Raw genomic sequence first — 17,904 nt, forward strand, 5'->3', positions numbered from 1 at the left:
AAGCTGAAGGCTGAAACCCCGATTCCCCCGCATCTGCCTGATGCAGAGTCGGCGCGACCGCTCGGCGGCCGGGCCCCGAGGCGCACCGCCCGGGCCCGGTAACAACCCCGGTCGACGCGCGAGAGGACGACTCTCGGCGCCGGTCCGGTCCCTCCGTATGTGCCCGGTCCCGCGCTACCAGGCAGCAGAGAGGACGACCGTGGCGGCCCGCCGACCGGTCGACGACACCACCCCCAACGGCTACGGGGCCCTGCTGCGCACCCCCCGTGCCTGGACCTTCCTGCTCCCCGCCCTGGTCGCCCGACTGCCGTACGCCATGCTCGGCCTCGGCATCGTGCTGCTGGTGCGCGACACCACCGGCTCCTACGGCCTGGCCGGCGCGGTCGCCGCGACCGCCGCCGTCTCGCAGGCCCTGATCGGCCCGCAGACCGGCCGGCTCGCCGACCGGCACGGCCAGGCCGCCGTGCTGGTCCCCGCCGTCCTGGTGCACGCCGCCGCGGTGGGCGCGCTGATCGCGCTCGCCCACGGCGGCGCCCCCGACTGGACGCTGTTCCTCGCCGCCGCCCCGGCCGGTGCCTCCGTGCCGCAGGTCGGCGCCATGGTCCGGGCCCGCTGGGTGAACCGGCTGAACCAGCAGCCCGCGCTGCTGAACACCGCCTTCGCCTTCGAGTCCGTCACCGACGAGTTCACCTTCGTGGTCGGCCCGGTGCTGGCCACCGGCGTCGCCACCGCGGTCAACCCGTCCGCCGGGCTGATCGCCGAGGCCGCCCTCACCGTGCTCGGCGGCCTGGCCTTCGCCGCCCGCCGCGGCACCGCCCCCACCCCCAGCGGCCCCACCGCCCCCGGCCTGCGCCGCGCCTCCGCGCTGGCCTCCCCCGGTGTGCGCCTGCTGGCCGGCGGGTTCCTCGGCCTCGGCACCGTCTTCGGCGCGCTCCAGGTCTCCATCACCGCCTTCGCCGAGGACGCCGGCACCCCCGGCCTCAGCGGCCCCGTCTACGGCCTGTTCGCGGCCGGCTCGATGATCGCCGGCGTGCTCTACGGCCTGATCCCCTGGCGCAGCTCGGCCCGGCAACGGATGCTCGCCTGCTATGCGCTGCTGGTGCTCGGCTGCTCCACCCTCTGGGCGATGCCGAACCTGCTCTCGCTGGCCATCGCCGGCCTGTTCTGCGGCCTGGCCATCGCCCCCAGCCTGATCACCGGCTACACCCTGGTGGAGACCCTGGTCGCGGACGGCGCCAAGACCGAGGCATTCACCTGGCTCACCGGCGCCATCGGCCTCGGCCTGGCGATCGGCTCCACCGCCGCCGGGCAGCTGATCGACCACTCCGGGCCCTCGCTGGGCTTCACCGTCGCGCTGATCGGCTCCGGCCTCGGCCTGGTGGCGCTCGTCACGATGCGCGGCCTGCTGCTCGCCCCGGCCCCCCGCAGCCGTACGGTGGTCCACGGCGCCGCCGTCCGCCAGGAGCCGGCCGGAGCGGGCCACCACGGCTGAGCCGCTGGACTCCACCAGCGGAATGCCGCATCATGGACCGTTGTTAGCACTCGTAGCGTGAGAGTGCCAGGGGGAGTGCAGGAGGAAGCGGAAAGTGCCCACGTACCAGTACCAGTGCACCGAGTGCGGCAACGGCCTCGAGGCGGTGCAGAAGTTCAGCGACGACGCGCTGACCACGTGCCCCGACTGCCAGGGGAAGCTCCGTAAGGTCTTCTCGGCCGTGGGCGTGGTCTTCAAGGGCTCCGGCTTCTACCGCACCGACAGCCGCTCCAGCTCCAGCAGCTCGCTGAGCTCCTCGTCGGCCTCGTCCTCGTCGGGCTCCTCGACCTCTTCGTCCACCGCGTCGTCGTCGACCAGCACCAGCTCCGCCCCGGCCGCGAGCTGATCATCTGACGCAGCGCAGCAGGCCCCGCCCGGTTCGACCCGGGCGGGGCCTGTTTGGCGTGTCCGGGCGGTTACGCGGGTTCCTCCGGGCGGTGGGGCGCGGTGGTCACGGGGTGTACTCCGAACGGCACAGTGGTTCAGCCCTGCGGGTGATGGCGGTTATCCACAGGGCGGGGTTTTCCACAGGGTGGGGAAATCGGCGGGCGAGGGCCGAGGGGCGGGCGCAGGATGGCTGCCGCGGCCCCGGCCGGGGCCGTCGTTCCTGAGGAAGGGCCTGCCGCCATGACCGCTTTCGTGCTTCCCCCGATGCCCGCCGCGCCGGTGCCGCCGCGCCGCGAAGTGCCCGACTTTCCGCCGATCCGGGGCACCGAGCGGGGCCGCCACCGCTTGCGGCAGGTCGTGCGCCGGCGTCCCGGCCTGCTCGCGGTGGTCTGTCTGGCGCTGGCCGCCGCATTCACCTCGGGGCCGCTGCGGCCCGCCCCGCCGCCCGGGCAGGGGGCCACCGGATGCCCCCCGGCGTCAACCGAAGGGGTGTGGATTCACCCGTGACCTTCGCGTACTGCCGCCGTTCGACGCGGCATGAAAGGCTTCAAGGAATTCCTGCTCCGCGGCAACGTCGTGGACCTGGCCGTCGCCGTCGTCATCGGTGCGGCCATCACCAACGTCGTCAACACGTTCGTCAAGGGCGTCATCAACCCGCTGATCGGACTGATCGGCACCAAGGACTTGAACAGCTACGCGTCCTGTCTCCGGGGGCCGTGCTCGATGGACGCGAACGGCAACGTGACCTCCGGCATCTTCATCCTCTGGGGCTCGGTGATCAGTGCCGTGATCAGCTTCATCATCATCGCCGCCGTCGTGTACTTCCTGATCATCCTGCCGATGAACCACTTCCTGGAGAAGCGCAGGACGCCGGAGGAGGAGGCGCTGGAGGCCGAGGTGAAGGAGGTCCAGCTGCTCACCGAGATCCGCGACGCGCTGGTCAGCCGCTGAGGGCTGCGCCGCTACTTCTCGCCGTGGTGCGGGGGCCGCTGGTCGAGGTACCAGTCCAGCCCACGGCCGCCCGACGAGTCGCCCCAGCCGCGGTCGGTGTCGTCGCTGGTCTGCTGCTCGAACGGGTCCTTGAAGACCAGTCGCGGCGCGGGCCTGTTCTTTTCCTGCTCAGTCTTGTCCTGCTCGGTCATCCGTCCACTGTAGAACCGCCGGGCACCCCCGCGGGGGCGCCCGGCGGCCGGGGCTCGGACTCAGGCGGCTTCGAAGCCCGCGTGGTCGGCGATCTTCTTCAGTTCGGCCAGCGCGTGCTTCTCGATCTGCCGGATCCGCTCGCGCGTCAGGCCGTGCTGCTTGCCGACCTCGGTCAGCGTCCGCTCACGGCCGTCCTCCATGCCGTAGCGGCTGCGGATGATGGAGGCGGTGCGGTCGTCGAGGCGGCCGATCAGGTCGTCCAGCTCCTCGCGGCGGAGCATCACCAGCACGGCGTCCTCCGGGGAGACGGCTCCGGTGTCCTCCACCAGGTCTCCGAACTGGGTCTCGCCCTCGTCGTCGACCGCCATGTTCAGGCTGACCGGGTCACGGGCCCAGTCCAGTACGTCCTTGATCCGCTGCTCGGTGGTGTCCAGCTCGGCGGCGATCTCGGCGGGCTCGGCCTCGCGGCCCAGCTCCTTGGACTTCTCGCGCTGCACCCGGCGGATCCGGCCGAGCTCCTCGACCAGGTGGACGGGAAGCCGGATGGTGCGGGACTGGTCGGCGATCGAGCGGGTGATCGCCTGGCGGATCCACCATGTCGCGTAGGTGGAGAACTTGAAGCCCTTGGAGTAGTCGAACTTCTCCACCGCGCGGACCAGGCCGGCGTTGCCCTCCTGGATCAGGTCGAGCAGGGGGAGGCCGCTGCGCGGGTAGCGGCGGGCGACGGCGACCACCAGGCGCAGGTTGGAGCGGATGAAGACGTCCTTGGCGCGCTCGGCGTCGTCGGCTATCGCGCGGAGCTCCTCCGTGCTGGCGCCGTCGAGCTGCTCCTCCTCGTCCAGCAGGTGCTGGGCGAAGACCCCGGCCTCGATGCGCAGGGACAGCTCGACCTCCTCGGCGGCGTCGAGCAGGGGCGTCCTGGCGATTTCGTCGAGGTACATACCGACCAGGTCGCGGTCGGCTTCCAGGTTGGTCGGGCGGGCGGTGCGAGTCCGATCGGCCCTGTCGCGTACGACGGCACGGGTGGCCATGCTTGCTCCCTCACTGACGATGCCGGGGGCGCTCCGTTCCGCCGCCTGGCACAACCGTGTGGGCCAGTTCCAGGCTCACACGTAACGATCCAACGCACAGAAATCGGACAACATTCCCAAGTGGCTCAGCTTTTCGTGAGCCATGCAGTATCCTGCCGATTTTCATCCGACCGATACACGCAGCGTGACGCGGTTTGCACACCCCGCGTCCACTCGCCGCCACCGAACCGGCGCGGGGCCTTCGCGACACATCCGCACAACCGATGCCGAATCGCTATCGCGGGACCGCCGGTTCGCCTCCCGCCGCTGGGAAGGTGACTGTCATGCACCAGTCCACCGATGGCTCCCCGGCGGCCGACCGACCCCCGGCCGGACGCCGCCGCTCACCGGTTCAACGCCGGACACTGCTCCGTTGTGCCTGGATCGGGCTGACGGGTCTGCTGCTCTTCACGGTGCTGCTGGTCCTGGTGAAAGCCGGCTGGTCGCCACTGGACCGGCTGGACCGCGGCTGGGTGGCGGCGCTGCACCGGTACGCGCTGCGGCACCCGGTGTGGACGGCGGCCATGCAGACGCTGGCCGACATCGGCGCCCCGTGGACGATGCGCGCCCTGCTCGGCGCGGCCGCGCTGTGGCTGTGGTGCGTGCGCGCCCGGGTGCTGGCCGGCTGGGTGCTCGCGGTGGGCCTGCTGGGCTGGACGGTCAGCGGGGCGGGCCGGGCGCTGATCGGCCGGGCCCGGCCGCACTTCGCCGACCCGGTCGCGGTGGGCTCCGGCGCGGGCTTCCCCTCCGGGCACGCGATCGCCTCGGCGGTGGCCTGCGGGGCGCTACTGGTCCTGCTGTGGCCGCGCGCGGACCGCGCGGTGCGGGCGGTAGCGGGCGCCGGCGCCGCGTTCACCGTGCTGGGCGTCGGCTGGACCAGGCTCGCACTGGGCGTGCACTACCCCAGTGACGTGCTGGCCGGCTGGGCGGCGGCGGCCACGGTGCTGGCCGGGGTGACGCTGGCGGTGGAACTCTGGCTGCCGGGCCGGCTCGGCCGGGACGTCCGCCGACTGCGCTGGCGGCTGCGGCCCCGGGTGCAGCGGGTGCTGGCCCCGCCGCTGCCGGTCGAGGCGGACGGCGACCCGGGCCACTCCTGACGGTCCGTGAGCAACGTCACACTCCGCATCCGGGCGCTCCGGGGGAGGGAACGGGCGTGGGCGGCATTCCGCATGTTTCCGGGCGGAAACGGCGCCCGACGGCCGACCCGCCACAAGCTCCGGACGCGCACCGCGACGGGCTCGGCAGGCCCCCGGGCGGCACCCGACTCCCCATCGGGTGCCGAGTTACGGCAGACTTCTGCGGCTGGGTGCACCCTGCAACCGGCAGTCGGCGGACGGACCAGACCGTTCTCCCGCACTTCTCCTGAATTTTTCCCACGCAACGCCGGACGGGCACCGATCGACGGGGGGTCCGATGACCATGCACACCGCTGACGGCCCGACCGACCCGTACGATCCGTACGCCCAGCAGCGCGGCCCGTATCCGCAGCACGGCGGCCCGTACCCCCCGCAGGGTGGCCAGCACCCCCAGCAGGGTGGCCAGCACCCCCAACAGAACGGCCAGTACCCGCCGCACGGTGGCCAGTACCCGCCGCAGGGCGGCCCGTACGTTCCGCAGGGTGGCCCGTACGTTCCGCAGGACCCACCGACCGTGCAGCTCGGCCGGATCCCCGAGCAGTTCGACCAGTACGGCCAGGTCGGTTACCCGCCGCCCCCGCCGCAGGCCCCGACGCCGGTGCCGGTGCCGGTGCCGCCGCCGCGGGCGAGCGAGGAGCAGGACCCGAAGCCCGAGGCCAAGAAGCCTGCCGCGTCCACCGGCCGCAACGGCCTGATCATGGCGCTCGGCTCGCTGGCGTCCCGGGCGCTGGGCTTCGTGCGCAGCGCGGTGATCGTGGCGGCGCTGACCACCGGCCCGGCCGGTGAGGCGTTCAACGTGGCGAACTCGCTGCCGAACATCGTCTACATGATGCTGATCGGCGGTGTGCTGGCCTCGGTGTTCGTGCCGGAGCTGGTGCACGCGATGCAGACCCACAAGGACGGCGGCCAGGCCTACACCGACCGGCTGTTGACCCTGTGCGGGACGATCCTGGTGGTGCTGACGCTCGGTGCCTGGCTGTTCGCCCCGCAGATCGTCGATCTCTACTCCGATTTCGACGGGGTACAACGCGAGCTGGCGATCACCTTCGCCCGCTACTGCCTGCCGCAGATCTTCTTCTACGGCGTGTTCACCCTGCTCGGGCAGGTGCTGAACGCCCGTGACCGGTTCGGCGCCATGATGTGGACCCCGGTGCTGAACAACGTGGTGGCGATCGGTGTGTTCGGCGGCTACCTCGCGATGGGGCACCACGCGTACGCGGCCGAGGACGTGAGCAGCAGTGACGCGTTGCTGCTGGGTGTCGGCTCGACGCTGGGCATCGTGGTGCAGGCCGCCGCGCTGCTGCCCTCGCTGCGCTCGGCCGGTTTCACTTTCCGGCCGCGTTTCGACTGGCGAGGCGCGGGCCTCACCCGGCCGCTGCGCGCGGCGGGCTGGGCGCTGGCCCTGGTGGCGGCCACCCAGCTGTCCTTCGCGGTGATCACCAGCTTGAGCACCGGTGCGGGCAAGGCGGCGCACGACGCGGGCATCCTGGGCGGCCGTGGCTTCTCCGCCTACAACAACGCCTACGCGCTGTTCGTGGTCCCGCAGGGCGTGATCACGGTGTCGCTGGTGACGGCGCTGCTGCCGAGCATGTCGCGGTCCGCGACCGCGGGCGACTACCGGAAGATCGGCGAGGACCTGTCGGCGGTGCTGCGCTCCTCGGCGGCGATGGTGGTGACCGCCGCCGTGCTGTTCTTCGCGCTGGGATCGCAGATCGCAATGGCCGCGTACGGCTACGGCTCCGGGAAGACCGTGCACGACGACGCCATGGTGGTGGGCCAGCTGCTGATGGCCTTCGCGATCGGCCTGCCCGCGTTCTGCGCCCAGTACGGCCTGGCCCGCGGCTTCTACGCGATGGGCGACGCCCGGACGCCGTTCTGGCTGACCCTGGCGTCCACCGGCACGAATGCCGCGCTGTGCTGGGTGGCGTACGAGACGCTGCCGCTCCAGAACAAGGTGATCGGCATGGCGGTGGCGCACACGGCGGCCGCGATCCTGTCGGTGGCCGTGACCGGCATCGCGCTGGGCCGCCGGCTGGCGAAGGGCGCTCCCCCGGCTGCCGCGCCCGCCCCTGCGAACGCGGAGCCGGACTCGACGATGGTGCTGCGCACCGACGCCTTCGCGCCGGGTGCGAACGCCACCGTGGACCTGGGTGTGCGGCGCGGGCGGCGCGGCAGTGGGCTGGAGGGCTTCCGGCTGGTGACCCTGCACCTGGGCCTGATCGTGGCGTGCCTGCCGGGCGCGTTCGCCGCACACTGGCTGGCGGGGCAGTTCGGCGAGAGCCTGTTCGGCAGTCTGGTGGGGCTGGCGGCGGGCTCGCTGGCAGTGCTGCTGTCGCTGTTCGTGCTGGCCCGTCCGCTGGGCGTGGGGGCGTCGGTGGCGCCGTTCGCCCGCAAGCTGCGGATCCCGTACCCGACGCCGGCACCGGCCGGCGGGGGCAAGCACCGGCGATAGGCCGGGTCAGGTCGGGATGTCCTCGGCGGCCTCCAGCCAGCCGAGGGCGGCGACGTGGATGCCGGCCTGGAAGCGGCTGCGGGCGTCCATCCGGACCATCAGGTCGGCCATCATCCGGCGCACGGTGCGCAGCGAGACGCCCAGGCGCTGACCGGCGCGTTCGTCGGTGAGGCCTTCGGCGAGCAGGCGCAGCAGTTCGCGTTCCTGGCCGGTGAGGCCGTGCGGGTCGCGCTGGGCGGATTCGCCGAGCGGGCGGGCGTGGTCCCAGACCTGGTCGAACAGGGCGCGCAGGGCGGCGACCACGCCGGGGCTCTGGAGCAGTACGGCGCCCTTGCGGGGGTCCTCGGGGTCGATCGGGACGATGGCGGTGGCGTTGTCGACCACGATCATGCGCAGCGGCAGGGTGGGTGCGGTGCGGACGGCGCCGCCGAGGCCGTGCAGCCAGCGGGCGTACTGGACGGTGGCGGGGTCGTTGCGGACGCTGTCCTGGTAGACGGTTCGCATCCGGACGCCGCGTTCCAGGGTCTCCTGGTCAAGGGTTCGGCTGGCCTCCATGACCTGGGCGGGCTGCGGGCCGCCGGGGGCGAAGGCGAGCACTTCGGCGGTGGCGTCGGAGGCGAGCTGGATCAGCCGGTCGCGGACCTGGTCGAGGCTGGCGAGCATTTCGATGCCGCGCTGTTCGCCGGGCGCGTGCAGGCTGGCGTACTCGGCGATCAGGCCGGCCATCGCGACCCGGCTGCGTTCCATCTCGCGGTGGCGGCGGGCGGCCTCGGCCTCCTGGTGGGCGAGCAGGGCGGCCAGTCCGCGTTCCGGGTTGACGGCGCGCCAGCGGGTTCCGCAGCTGGTGGGGCGGGTGAGGGCGAGGTCGGCGAGGCGGTCGAGGGCGGCGCAGACCTCCGTCTCGGTGCTGTCCAGGTGGGCGGCGAGGCCGCCGGTGTCGAGGTCGGGGTGCAGCAGCATCGCCCGGTAGACGGCCTCGCCGAAGGCGTCGAGCCCGATCGGGCCGCCGGCGGTCAACGCTCGGTCTTCCGGCTGTCCTGTCCGGTGCCGGTGCGCGTCGCTCTGTTCATTTCGGCCTCCAAAGCGCCGGTTCGCGGCGCTGCCCCCGGGTAGCGTCCTGATCTGGCGTCAGGCGATTGCCACCCGAGCCAGGTCTGGAACTGACTTGCGGAGATTCTGGCGGACGGGTGGGTGAACCGTGAAGGGTGCCGGGCAACTGTCATTTTCGTGCCAGGCGGATATGTGTCACCCGTGATGCCCTCCGGCGGGGGCCCGGGTTTGTCACGCTGGGGGGGTGTACGCGATCCGCCTGGAGCTGATCCCGCCGCGGCCCGTCCCGGGCGGGGCGGCGATGGAGGCCGATCCGGTCCGGCTGGCCCTGCTGCGGCTGCCGCTGGACGGGGCCCGGGTGTGCCACGCCCGGGTGCTGACCGGGCCGGACGGGCTGGCGGCAGTGTGTTTCCTGACCGCCGCGTCCTTGCTGGCCGCGGAGCGGGCGCTGCGTGCGGGCGCGGGCGGGCTGGCGGAGGCGGGCGGGCCACTGGCGGGCTGGGCGGTGGTGCGCTGCGAGGCGGATCCGTGGATCGCGCTCGGCATGTTGCAGGCCCGCGCGCGGAGTTGAGGCTTCGAGACCGAGCTGGCCGCTCGGTGTCACGGCACTCTCGTGCCAGCTCCGGGTGCTGACGCGAAGGTGCCGTCCGGGCCACTCTTGGTGATGTCGGCAGGACGGCGGTGCGAGACCGCGGGAGCAGCCCCCGGCGGGGGCCGCGGATCGGACCGGAGACCTGACGGCGGTTCACCACACATGCCCCGGCGGCAGCCCGGGGATCAGCCGAACGCGAGAGGATCGGGCACTCCCATGACGCTGAACATCCGTTTTGTCACGATTGTCGCTCTGGGTGCGATGGTGGTCGGCGGCGTCGCCACCGCCGCCGAACTGGCCGGACCGAGCCGACCGGGAGCGGTGGTCACGGCGGACGGCACCGTCGCGGACGGTCCGCAGCCGCCGGCCGACGCGGGCTCGCAGGCCGTCGTGGTCGGGCCGACCCCCACCCCGGCGCCGTCCGGCAGCCCGACCTCGACCGAGCCCCCGCACAACGACGGCACCTGGGGCTGGGGCTGACCGGGCCGGCCGGCAGAGCCGGGGAGGCGTCCGGATGACCACCGCACTGGAACGCCCGCTGGTGCAGCGGGCCCTGCCCCACCCGTTCCCGCTCGCCGCGGCAGCGGCGGCGAGCCCGACCCGGGTGCTGCTGGCCGACCGGCACCACCTGTTCCGCTCGGGGCTGGGGGCGCTGCTGGACCGGGAGGAGGACCTCGCGGTGGTCGCCGAGGCGGTCGGCGGCGAGGAGGCCGCGACGGCGGCGTCCGGGGTGCGCCCGGCGGTCGCGGTGCTCGGCGTGGACCCGGAGCAGCCGGACCCGACGGCCGCCGCGCGGCGCCTGCAGCACGCCGCGCCGGGCACCGCGGTGCTGCTGCTGGTGCCGGCCCTGCCGCGGACGGCGCAGGGCCGGCGGGCGCTGGTGGAGGGCGCGGCCGGGGTGCTGCTGAAGGACGTGCAGGCGGCGGCGCTGATCGCGGCGGTGCGCGAACTGGCCCGCGGCGGGCGGGTGTACGACCCGCGGCTGGTACTGGAGGTGGTGCGCACCACCGGGCAGCCGGGGCCGCTCAGCCGCCGGGAGCTGGCGGTGCTGGGCGAGATCGCCGAGGGCAGCACGGTGCAGGAGGCCGCGACGGCGCTGTCGTTGTCGCCGGGGACGGTGCGCAACTACGTGTCGGCGGCGATCGCCAAGACCGGGGCGCGCAACCGGTGCGACGCGATCCGGATCGCCCGCGAGTGCGGCTGGCTGTAGGCCGGCCTCAGCAGAAACCGAAGGACACGCAGACCCGCCGACGACCCGTCAGATTCCCGCTGACGGGTCGCAGGCGTGCGTGCGTGCGGGTGCTTCGGTGCAGGTGTGCGTGCGTGCGGGTGCTTCGGTGCAGGTGTTGCAGTGCGGGCGCTTCAGTGCAGGTGTTTCAGTGCGGGTGCTTCAGTGCGGGCGGTCCGGTGCGGGCGGTCCGGTGCGGGTGTTTCAGAAGGTCTCGCCGAGGCTCTGGCCGGCCCGGGCGGCGTCCACCACGTCGGCGAAGCCGTGCGCGGTGCGCGGCACCCCGGCGGGGCGGCTGCCGATCAGGAACTCGCCGACGGAGGATTCGGCGGTCCAGTCGAGGCCGAGGGCCCGGGCGGCGGCGTCGGTGTCGCCGGAGCCGAGGCCGCAGGGGCCCAGGCCCATCGCGGTGGCCACCAGGTAGAGCGTCTGGTAGAGCACGCCGACGTGCTTGAGGGTCAGTGCGTAGGCGATCTGGCTGTACTTCCAGGACAGCCGCCCGAACCGGCTGGTGACGGTGAGCAGCACCTGCGGGTCGACGCTGCACGCGGCGGCGCGCCAGGCGGCGGTCACGAGTTCGCCGAACGCGGCTTCCTCGCGGGGGTGTTGGAACGGGCGGGGGCGCAGCCGGTGGGCGGCCGTGTCGTACCGGTAGACGCCGGGTTCGAGTCCGACGCACTTGACCACCGAGAGGTAGACCTCCAGTTCGCCGGTGGCGCCGCCGGCGGGGTAGGGGCGTTCGACGCCGTCGTAGCCGTGCGGGTCGGCGGGGTCGCCGGGGATGATGCGGCGGACCCGGGCCACCCGGTAGAGCAGTTCGGCGAGTTGGTCGAGGGTCACCGGGGTCTCGGCGTAGGTGCGGACCGAGCGGCGGCCTTCCAGTACTTCGCTGAGCGCGGGGTCGCGGGCGACCACGGTGTCCCAGTCGGGGACGGGCAGGTCGATGCCCTCGCCCTCCTCGCGGGCGCCGGGGGTGGAGACGGCGGGCAGTTGCGGGACGTCCTGGTGGGCGTAGACGCCGCCGGCCGGGTAGTCGTGCCGGCCGGCCCGGCTGCGGGCGTGGAACAGCAGGTCGTGGAAGTCCCAGAGCGGGGCTTCGGCGCCCTGGCCGGCGTCCAGGAAGCCGCCGCCGGCCAGCAGTCCGGCCAGTGCCTCGCCCTCGTCGGCGGACATTCCGGCGAGCAGGGCGGCCTCCTCGGCGGTGCGGGAGGTGCTGAGGGCCGCCACGAAGGCCCCGGCGGAGGCCTGGTGGAGGGTCAGCCGGAACGGGGCCATCGGCGATTCGAGGACGCAGGACTCGCCGTTGCCGTCGGGCAGCCGGCGCAGGTAGGCGAACCGGGAGAGCACCAGCGGACCGGTGGGGCGGGCGAATCCGGGCAGGGCGGCGAAGCGGGCGATCGGCACCGCGGTGGCCAGGGGCGCGCCGAGCGGGTCGGCGACGGTGGTGGTGACCAGGTACGGGAAGCGTTCGAGCAGCTTCAGCAGCCGGACCTGGTCGAGGGCGAGGGTGTCCAGGTCGGCGTCGGTGCGGGTGAGTTCGCCCAGTGCGGCGACGGTGCGCTCGCCGAGCGCGTGGACGCGCTGGTGGCCCCACGGGTGGGCGAGTTCGACGTCGGCGCCCTGGGCGATGACCTCGACCTCGGGGCGCAGTCTGAGCAGGCGGCGGAGCGGGCGGTGGCCCCCGGTGGTGGGGGCGGGTGGCAGGTGTTCGATGACGGTCATGGGTACCTCCCCGGGTGGGCGGGGCAGCCGGGCCCGGCTGCCCCGCGCGTCGGTCAGATGAAGATCGGAATCGGGTTGAGCTCGCTCTCCGGGGTCGGGGTGTCCAGCCAGCCGAGCCGGACGGGGACGTCGTAGAGCCGGCCGGGCGCGTACCTGGCCCAGAAGTGCCGCATGCCGGGGACGATCACCCGGGCGACGGGGAGCCCCACGTCGGGGCGGGTCTGGTCGGCGACCAGGAACTCCATGCCGTGGTCCTCGACGATCTTCTGGACGAGTGTCAGGTCGTCGGCGAGGTCGGCCCCGGCGAGCGGGAGCCAGCTGGCGGGGGTGGAGCGCGGGGCGTTCGGGTCGGGCCGCAGGTGGGGCTGGTTGGCGAGGGTGGCGGTGGTCCACCAGGCCTTCTGCTCGGGGTCGGCGCCGGCGTAGTTGACCCGGCCGTGCTCGTCGCCGACGACGGGGCCGAGGAACTGGTTCATCTCGGTGAGGGCGCGGGTGAGCGCGATGTGCGGGTCGAGGTGCGCGCCGAACGCGATCAGCAGGTCCTCGTTGGTGCCGGAGCCGGGCGCGGCGTCGGTGCGGCGGGAGAACGCGCCGACCACCGGGATGCCGAAGTCGGCGGTCAGGTCGAGCGTCCAGATCTCCCGGTTCAGGCCGCGGTAGACCTCGCGGAGCTGGTCGATGTACGGGTCGCCGAAGGCGTCCATGTCCACGGCGGGGCGCTGCACGCGGTTGTACCACCAGAGCGCCACGGCGTCGCGTTCGACGAGTTCGAAGAAGCCCTGGAGCACGGCGTCCTCGAAGGAGGTGCCGGCGGCGCAGCCGTTGGAGTCGCCGGCGGCGTAGAACCGGCCGCCGTGCCGGTAGCCGTAGTACATGGCCTGGGTCGGCAGCCAGCGGTGGCGCTGCTCGGTCAGCGACCATGCCGGGGACCATTCGATCCGGTCGTCGGTGCGGAACGGCTCGGGGACGACGTTGAACATCGACTGCTTGACGTTCCAGCGGTCGCGTTCGGCGTACTGCTTCGCGGAGTAGAGCAGGGTGCGCTCGGGGTGGATGGCGGCGTCGCCGAGTTCGGCGAAGGTGGCGGTGCGGCGGGCCTCGTCGCCCTGGAAGACGCCGGAGAAGCGTTCCATCGCCTCGCCGAGCGCGGAGGCCCGGGCCTGGATGTCGGTGCGGCCCTTGCCGCAGCTGATCGAGCGCAGGCCGGTGCGCAGTTGTCTGAGGTTGCCGCTCTGCCGGGCCAGGTTCTGCCCGGAGACGTAGACCCGCAGGCCGGTGGGGGTGCGGGCGGCGGGGACCAGGGCGGTGACCACGCCGGTGATCGGGCTGAGCTGGGGGCGGTACTTCTCCAGCATGTCCTCGGGCGCGGCGGAGCGGTGTCCGCCGTCGGCGGTGAACGCCTTGGGGCGGGATTCGAAGGCGACGGGCGCGAGCTGACGGCGGCTCACCATCGTGTCGTCCCCGCAGGCCGCGCACTGCGGGCGGCGGACCAGGGTGTGCTTCTCGCTCTCCAGCAGCACGGTGTCCAGGGTGGTGACGGCGGGCTGCACGGGGCGGGCGCCGGCCAGCCACTTGGCGGTCTCCAGTGCGGCGAGCTGGGTGCCGAGCGCCAGGGTGGCGGGCAGGTGGGCGCCGGCGGTGGAGATCGGTTGGTCCTGGCCGAGGCGGTGCTGGAGGTAGCTGAGCGAGGTGCGGTTGGCGGACAGGCGGTGGGTCAGGCACTCCCAGCAGCCCGACCCTTCCGTCTCGGGCAGGTCGGGGCTGAACACCGGCCCGACCCAGACGATGGAGCCGACCGGGCGGGCCAGCAGCCAGGGCCGGCCGTCGGCGAGGGCGCGCCGGTTTCGTTCGGCGAGGCCGGGGTGCAGGTAGTCGTCGGTGAGGGCGACGGTGAACTCGGCGTCCTGGTCGACCGTCACCCCGGCGGCGGTCAGCGCGGCGAGGAACGGGCCGGTGTCGAGGTCGCCGTACACCTCGACCCGGACGGTCGAGCTGCGCAGGGCGGTCATCGCGGCGTCGCCGTCCTGCCCGGCCATCTCGAAGAAGGCCGCGCCGGGGCGGTCGGTGGCGGGGTCGGCCGCGGTGATCCAGCCGCCGGCCCGGAGCTTGTCGACGCCCGCGCCGATCTTGTCGGCGGGCACGGTGCCGTCGAGGGCGGCGCCGATCTGTTCGGCGGTGCGGGTGCCGTCCAGCAGCGGGGCGAGGGCTTGGGCGAGCTTGCCGTCGACCACCGAGACGCCGCGTTCGGAGACCAGGTAGACGGCCTCGCCGTCGATCACGTACGGGGTGAAGTGGCGTTTGAAGCCGATGAGTTCGGACATGGCGGGTTACTCCTCGAAGCGGCGCGCGGTCAGCGCAGGGTGGCGAGCGGGGCGGCGGAGGCGTCGTGCAGGCGCAGCAGCAGCAGGCCGACGGCGACGGTGCCGTCCAGCGCGCCGAGGTTGACGGCGTCGTGCACGGCCCGGTCGGGGAACCAGGTGCCGTGCAGGCGGTAACGGGTGAGCAGGTCGCGGACCATCAGGGCGGCGGCCTCCCGGCCGTCGTAGAACGGGCCGGGCAGCAGGGCCTCGACCTCTTCCGGCAGGGTGTGGACGAGTCCGGCCTCGGCGGCGGTGAGTGCCTCGGTGGCGGCGGAGAGCAGCGCGCGGCCGGTGAGCGCGGCGAGTTCGGGGCCGGTGACGGGCGGGGCGAGCGCGGCCAGGTCGGCGCCGGCCACGGCGTCGGCGCCGAGCGAGACGGCGGTGTCCAGGCAGGCGAGGCGGCCGGATCCGGTGCCGGTGGCGAAGCGGTGTGCGCGCAGCCGGGCCCGGACGGCCTCGGGGTCGTCGAGCAGCGCGGGGGCCTCGGCGACGGTGCGGGCCAGGGCGACGGCGATCGAGTCGGGTCCGCCGGGGACGAGCTCCAGGAAGTCGAACGCCGGTGCCTGGTCGCCGAACCGGTCGAGCGCGGTGGCGGCCAGGGTGCGGATCGCGGCGTCGGTGTCGGGGTGGCTGCCGCCGGCCCGGCGCAGCCGGAGCAGGTTGAGCAGCAGGCCTGCGGTGCCGAGCGGCAGGTCGCCGTGCGGGACCTTCACCGGGCGGCCGGGCCGGTTGGACGCGGACTCGGCGACCGACAGTGCGCCGGGCACCAGGGCCTGGGCGGCGGTGAGGAAGTCCGTCTCGCCGAGCAGCAGTCCGCCGCGGGCCAGGCCGTGGATGATCGCACCGGGGCCGAAGAACCCGCCGGGGACGGGTGCACCGGAGGCGAGCCGGGAGTCGCCGGCGAACACGAACGCCTTCGGCTCCTGCGGGTCGATCAGCGCGGCGGCGTCGGCGAGCAGGTGGTGCGCGGCCCGGTGGAAGCGCGGTTCGCCGGTGGCGGACCAGAGTTCGGCGAGGAAGAGGCCGATGCCGAGGGTGCCGGAGGTCAGGTCGGGGCCGAGCACCTCGACCTGCCGCAGGCCGGTGCCCGGGTACCAGCCCTGGGCGACCCAGCCGGTGCCGCGCCGGGCGGCGAGGATCCGGTCGCCGACCGCGACGGCCTCGGCGAGCAGCTCGCCGGGGGTGGGCGGTTCGGCCGCCGCCAGCGGCCGGAGCGGCTTCCCGGGCGGCTGCTCGGTGCCGGCCCGGGCGGCGTCGATGCAGCCCGACAGCACCGCGACCTGGGTGTCCAGGTCGAAGCCGTCGAGTTCGGCGACCCGCTGCTGGAGGCGCTGCCAGCCGGTGGAGCGGAAGTGCCCGGGGATCTCCCGGCCGTCGGCGGTGAACACCGAGGAGGAGGTGGTCAGCGAGCGGAAGAACGGAATGTCCAGGGTGCGGAAGGAGTCGAGCTCGGCGAGCACCACCTCCAGCAGGTCGCCGCGGTCCGTGTCCCCGGAGCGGGCGGTGACGGCGCCGCGCAGCGCGCCGGCGATGACGGTCTCCCGGGTGGCGCCGTCGTCCAGTGCGAGCGGGCTGGTGGAGGCCCGCAGGATCTTGTAGCCGTCCCAGGTGTGGCGCCAGATGTAGCGCACCCAGACGCCCCGGAACCCGCTCAACGGCCCTGCCGGGTCGGCGAGTTCGGCGCGCAGCCGGTACAGCGCGGCGTGCATCTCGCGGTAGCCCTCGACCACCTCGTCGGTGTACTCCCACGGGTCGGCCGACCGGCCGTCGTGCACCGGACGGTAGGCGGTGATGGGCAGCGCGGGCACGCCGGGGACGATCTCCAGGCTGCCGACCCGGGACAGGCAGCCGATGTCGAGGGCGTCGGTGCGCCCGGCCGGCGTCCACGGCTGGAAAGCCATCGCGGTGCGCACCACGGTGGTCTCCAGCTCGTCCAGCAGCGCGTGCTGGGCCTCCTTCAGCACCGGGGGGTTCTGGACGCGCGGGTAGAGCAGGCACTCCAGGTCGATCAGGACGGGGTGCTCGCCGTCGGCGAGCAGGTTGTCCGCCCACATGTCGCGGCCTTCGAGCAGCTGCACCAGGCGGATGGTCATGCCGAGGCGGCGGTAGAACCGGGCGAAGCCCGCCGGGTCGGCGCACTCGCGGGACGGGACGAGTTCCTCCCAGCCGTAGTCGCCGGAGCAGTCGGTGCTGAGCGAGGCGCCGTGGCCGTCGTCGCCGCGGTCGGAGCGGACCAGCACGGTGCGCAGCGGCAGGTCCAGGGAGAGTTCCCGGTTGAGGCGTTCGACCAGGCCGAGGAAAGCGGTGGCGTGCCGCATGTCCTTGGGCTTGTAGACCACGCCCGCGCCGGACTCGAAGCGCAGCAGTGCCACCGAGCGGCCCTGGGCGTGCCGGTCGCCCGCGTCGCCGTGCACCGCGTCCAGCGCGCCCGGGTCGGCGCCGTGCCACATCTCCTCGACCAGGCTGGTGCGGTCGGCGGCGAGGCGGGCGAACAGCTCGGTGTACATCTCCTGCCACTGCCGGCAGACGGTGCCGAGCAGGTACGCCAGCGCGGGCAGCCGCTCCAGCCGGGCCAGCCAGCCCGCGGTGGAGGCGTCGGGGCCGCCCTCGGCGTCCCAACTGGCGGCGCGGGGGCGGCCAGTGGCGAGCTGGAACTCCTGGCAGAGGGTCAGGTTGGCGACCTCGACCAGGCGGCCGGTCAGGGTGCCGACCACGTCGGCGCGGCCCTTTTCGGTGACGGGGACGCCGAGGATCGTGCCGTCACCGGCGGGCAGCAGCGCGTCGGCGGCGGCCACGAACCCGGCGGCGATCGCGCCCGGGCCGGTGGCGGACCCGGCGCTCTGGGCGCGCAGGAACACGGCCAGCGGGTACGCCCAGGAGGGCAGCTTCGCGGGGTCGGCGAGGCGGACCCGGCGCAGGCCCTCGCCCAGCGGGCGGCCGGTCTCGGCGAGGTGGTCGAGCAGCACCCCGGCCGAGCGCTGGTCGCCGGCGGCGCGGCGCAGCCAGGTCTCCACGGCGGCGGCGCGGCTGCGCCGGTCCTCGGCCGGGTCGGGGACGAACAGGGCCTGTCCGTCGTCGCGGGCGGCGGCGCGTTCCTCGAAGCTCGCGGCGGCGGCGATCACGGCGCGCAGCCGTTCGTCGGCGCCGGGGAGGTCGGGCAGCAGGGCGGTGGCCGGGGCCGCGGGGCCGGGGCCTTTGGCGGTGCGGAGCCAGGTCTGCACGTCGAGCGACAT

Annotated in this window: 14 protein-coding genes; 8 read left to right on the forward strand and 6 right to left on the reverse strand. The window is 73.9% G+C overall.

The annotated features are described in order from the left end of the window. Window positions 1-199 precede the first annotated feature (199 nt). From ACZ6R9_RS09260 to mscL, 3 genes are all read left to right on the forward strand, one after another. On the forward strand, window positions 200-1,492 hold the full coding sequence (locus tag ACZ6R9_RS09260; RefSeq protein ID WP_465537401.1) for an MFS transporter: 1,293 nt from the start codon (window positions 200-202) through the stop codon (window positions 1,490-1,492). Between the two features lie 94 nt (window positions 1,493-1,586). After that, window positions 1,587-1,877 carry an FmdB family zinc ribbon protein gene (locus ACZ6R9_RS09265; RefSeq protein ID WP_465537403.1) on the forward strand — a complete coding sequence of 97 codons (291 nt, stop codon included), beginning with the start codon at window positions 1,587-1,589 and terminating at the stop codon, window positions 1,875-1,877. Window positions 1,878-2,455: 578 nt separating this feature from the next. Continuing rightward, window positions 2,456-2,869 (forward strand): large conductance mechanosensitive channel protein MscL, encoded by a 414-nt coding sequence (gene mscL, locus ACZ6R9_RS09270; protein ID WP_380479591.1) that lies wholly within the window; start codon window positions 2,456-2,458, stop codon window positions 2,867-2,869. Window positions 2,870-2,880: 11 nt separating this feature from the next. On the opposite strand, the gene ACZ6R9_RS09275 is transcribed toward mscL, so the two are convergent. Then, complete coding sequence (locus ACZ6R9_RS09275; protein ID WP_465537405.1) at window positions 2,881-3,060, reverse strand: hypothetical protein; 180 nt, start codon at window positions 3,058-3,060, stop codon at window positions 2,881-2,883. A gap of 60 nt (window positions 3,061-3,120) precedes the next feature. Continuing rightward, on the reverse strand, window positions 3,121-4,092 hold the full coding sequence (locus ACZ6R9_RS09280; RefSeq protein WP_380479588.1) for a sigma-70 family RNA polymerase sigma factor: 972 nt from the start codon (window positions 4,090-4,092) through the stop codon (window positions 3,121-3,123). Window positions 4,093-4,415: 323 nt separating this feature from the next. Here ACZ6R9_RS09280 and ACZ6R9_RS09285 point away from each other — a divergent pair, with 323 nt between their 5' ends. Together ACZ6R9_RS09285 and murJ are read left to right on the forward strand one after the other, a co-directional pair. Next, window positions 4,416-5,228 (forward strand): phosphatase PAP2 family protein, encoded by an 813-nt coding sequence (locus ACZ6R9_RS09285; protein ID WP_380479586.1) that lies wholly within the window; start codon window positions 4,416-4,418, stop codon window positions 5,226-5,228. Window positions 5,229-5,544: 316 nt separating this feature from the next. After that, entirely contained in the window at window positions 5,545-7,719 is a 2,175-nt protein-coding gene (gene murJ, locus ACZ6R9_RS09290; RefSeq protein ID WP_465537408.1) for a murein biosynthesis integral membrane protein MurJ, read from the forward strand. 6 nt (window positions 7,720-7,725) lie between these two features. Here the strand turns inward: murJ and ACZ6R9_RS09295 are convergent, their stop codons facing one another. Further along, complete coding sequence (locus ACZ6R9_RS09295; RefSeq protein ID WP_465537410.1) at window positions 7,726-8,736, reverse strand: LuxR C-terminal-related transcriptional regulator; 1,011 nt, start codon at window positions 8,734-8,736, stop codon at window positions 7,726-7,728. 277 nt (window positions 8,737-9,013) lie between these two features. On the opposite strand from ACZ6R9_RS09295, the gene ACZ6R9_RS09300 reads away from it, so the two are divergent. The 3 genes from ACZ6R9_RS09300 to ACZ6R9_RS09310 all read left to right on the forward strand — a co-directional run bounded on the left by ACZ6R9_RS09300 (window position 9,014) and on the right by ACZ6R9_RS09310 (window position 10,571). Further along, window positions 9,014-9,340: a hypothetical protein gene (locus tag ACZ6R9_RS09300; protein ID WP_380479580.1), complete on the forward strand. Its 327-nt coding sequence runs from the start codon at window positions 9,014-9,016 to the stop codon at window positions 9,338-9,340. Window positions 9,341-9,577: 237 nt separating this feature from the next. Continuing rightward, entirely contained in the window at window positions 9,578-9,841 is a 264-nt protein-coding gene (locus tag ACZ6R9_RS09305; RefSeq protein WP_380479578.1) for a hypothetical protein, read from the forward strand. A 34-nt stretch (window positions 9,842-9,875) separates the two neighbouring features. Continuing rightward, window positions 9,876-10,571, forward strand: coding sequence for a LuxR C-terminal-related transcriptional regulator (locus tag ACZ6R9_RS09310; RefSeq protein ID WP_380479576.1), 696 nt, complete (start codon window positions 9,876-9,878; stop codon window positions 10,569-10,571). A gap of 222 nt (window positions 10,572-10,793) precedes the next feature. Here the strand turns inward: ACZ6R9_RS09310 and ACZ6R9_RS09315 are convergent, their stop codons facing one another. The 3 genes from ACZ6R9_RS09315 to ACZ6R9_RS09325 are packed head-to-tail and all read right to left on the reverse strand — an operon-like array spanning window position 10,794 to window position 17,904. Then, window positions 10,794-12,311 (reverse strand): SagB family peptide dehydrogenase, encoded by a 1,518-nt coding sequence (locus ACZ6R9_RS09315; protein WP_465537413.1) that lies wholly within the window; start codon window positions 12,309-12,311, stop codon window positions 10,794-10,796. A 53-nt stretch (window positions 12,312-12,364) separates the two neighbouring features. After that, window positions 12,365-14,632 carry a TOMM precursor leader peptide-binding protein gene (locus tag ACZ6R9_RS09320; RefSeq protein WP_465537415.1) on the reverse strand — a complete coding sequence of 756 codons (2,268 nt, stop codon included), beginning with the start codon at window positions 14,630-14,632 and terminating at the stop codon, window positions 12,365-12,367. Between the two features lie 29 nt (window positions 14,633-14,661). Next, window positions 14,662-17,904: a type 2 lanthipeptide synthetase LanM gene (locus tag ACZ6R9_RS09325; protein WP_465537417.1), complete on the reverse strand. Its 3,243-nt coding sequence runs from the start codon at window positions 17,902-17,904 to the stop codon at window positions 14,662-14,664.

The sequence above is a fragment of the Kitasatospora sp. NPDC048662 genome, from assembly GCF_055587065.1.

Coding starts and splice junctions, on each gene's coding strand:
- ACZ6R9_RS09325 (WP_465537417.1), bottom strand. CDS start 17,904: ATGTCGCTCGACGTGCAGACCTGGCTCCGCACCGCCAAAGGCCCCGGC.
- ACZ6R9_RS09285 (WP_380479586.1), top strand. CDS start 4,416: ATGCACCAGTCCACCGATGGCTCCCCGGCGGCCGACCGACCCCCGGCC.
- ACZ6R9_RS09320 (WP_465537415.1), bottom strand. CDS start 14,632: ATGTCCGAACTCATCGGCTTCAAACGCCACTTCACCCCGTACGTGATC.
- ACZ6R9_RS09315 (WP_465537413.1), bottom strand. CDS start 12,311: ATGACCGTCATCGAACACCTGCCACCCGCCCCCACCACCGGGGGCCAC.
- murJ (WP_465537408.1), top strand. CDS start 5,545: ATGACCATGCACACCGCTGACGGCCCGACCGACCCGTACGATCCGTAC.
- mscL (WP_380479591.1), top strand. CDS start 2,456: ATGAAAGGCTTCAAGGAATTCCTGCTCCGCGGCAACGTCGTGGACCTG.
- ACZ6R9_RS09275 (WP_465537405.1), bottom strand. CDS start 3,060: ATGACCGAGCAGGACAAGACTGAGCAGGAAAAGAACAGGCCCGCGCCG.
- ACZ6R9_RS09280 (WP_380479588.1), bottom strand. CDS start 4,092: ATGGCCACCCGTGCCGTCGTACGCGACAGGGCCGATCGGACTCGCACC.
- ACZ6R9_RS09310 (WP_380479576.1), top strand. CDS start 9,876: ATGACCACCGCACTGGAACGCCCGCTGGTGCAGCGGGCCCTGCCCCAC.
- ACZ6R9_RS09305 (WP_380479578.1), top strand. CDS start 9,578: ATGACGCTGAACATCCGTTTTGTCACGATTGTCGCTCTGGGTGCGATG.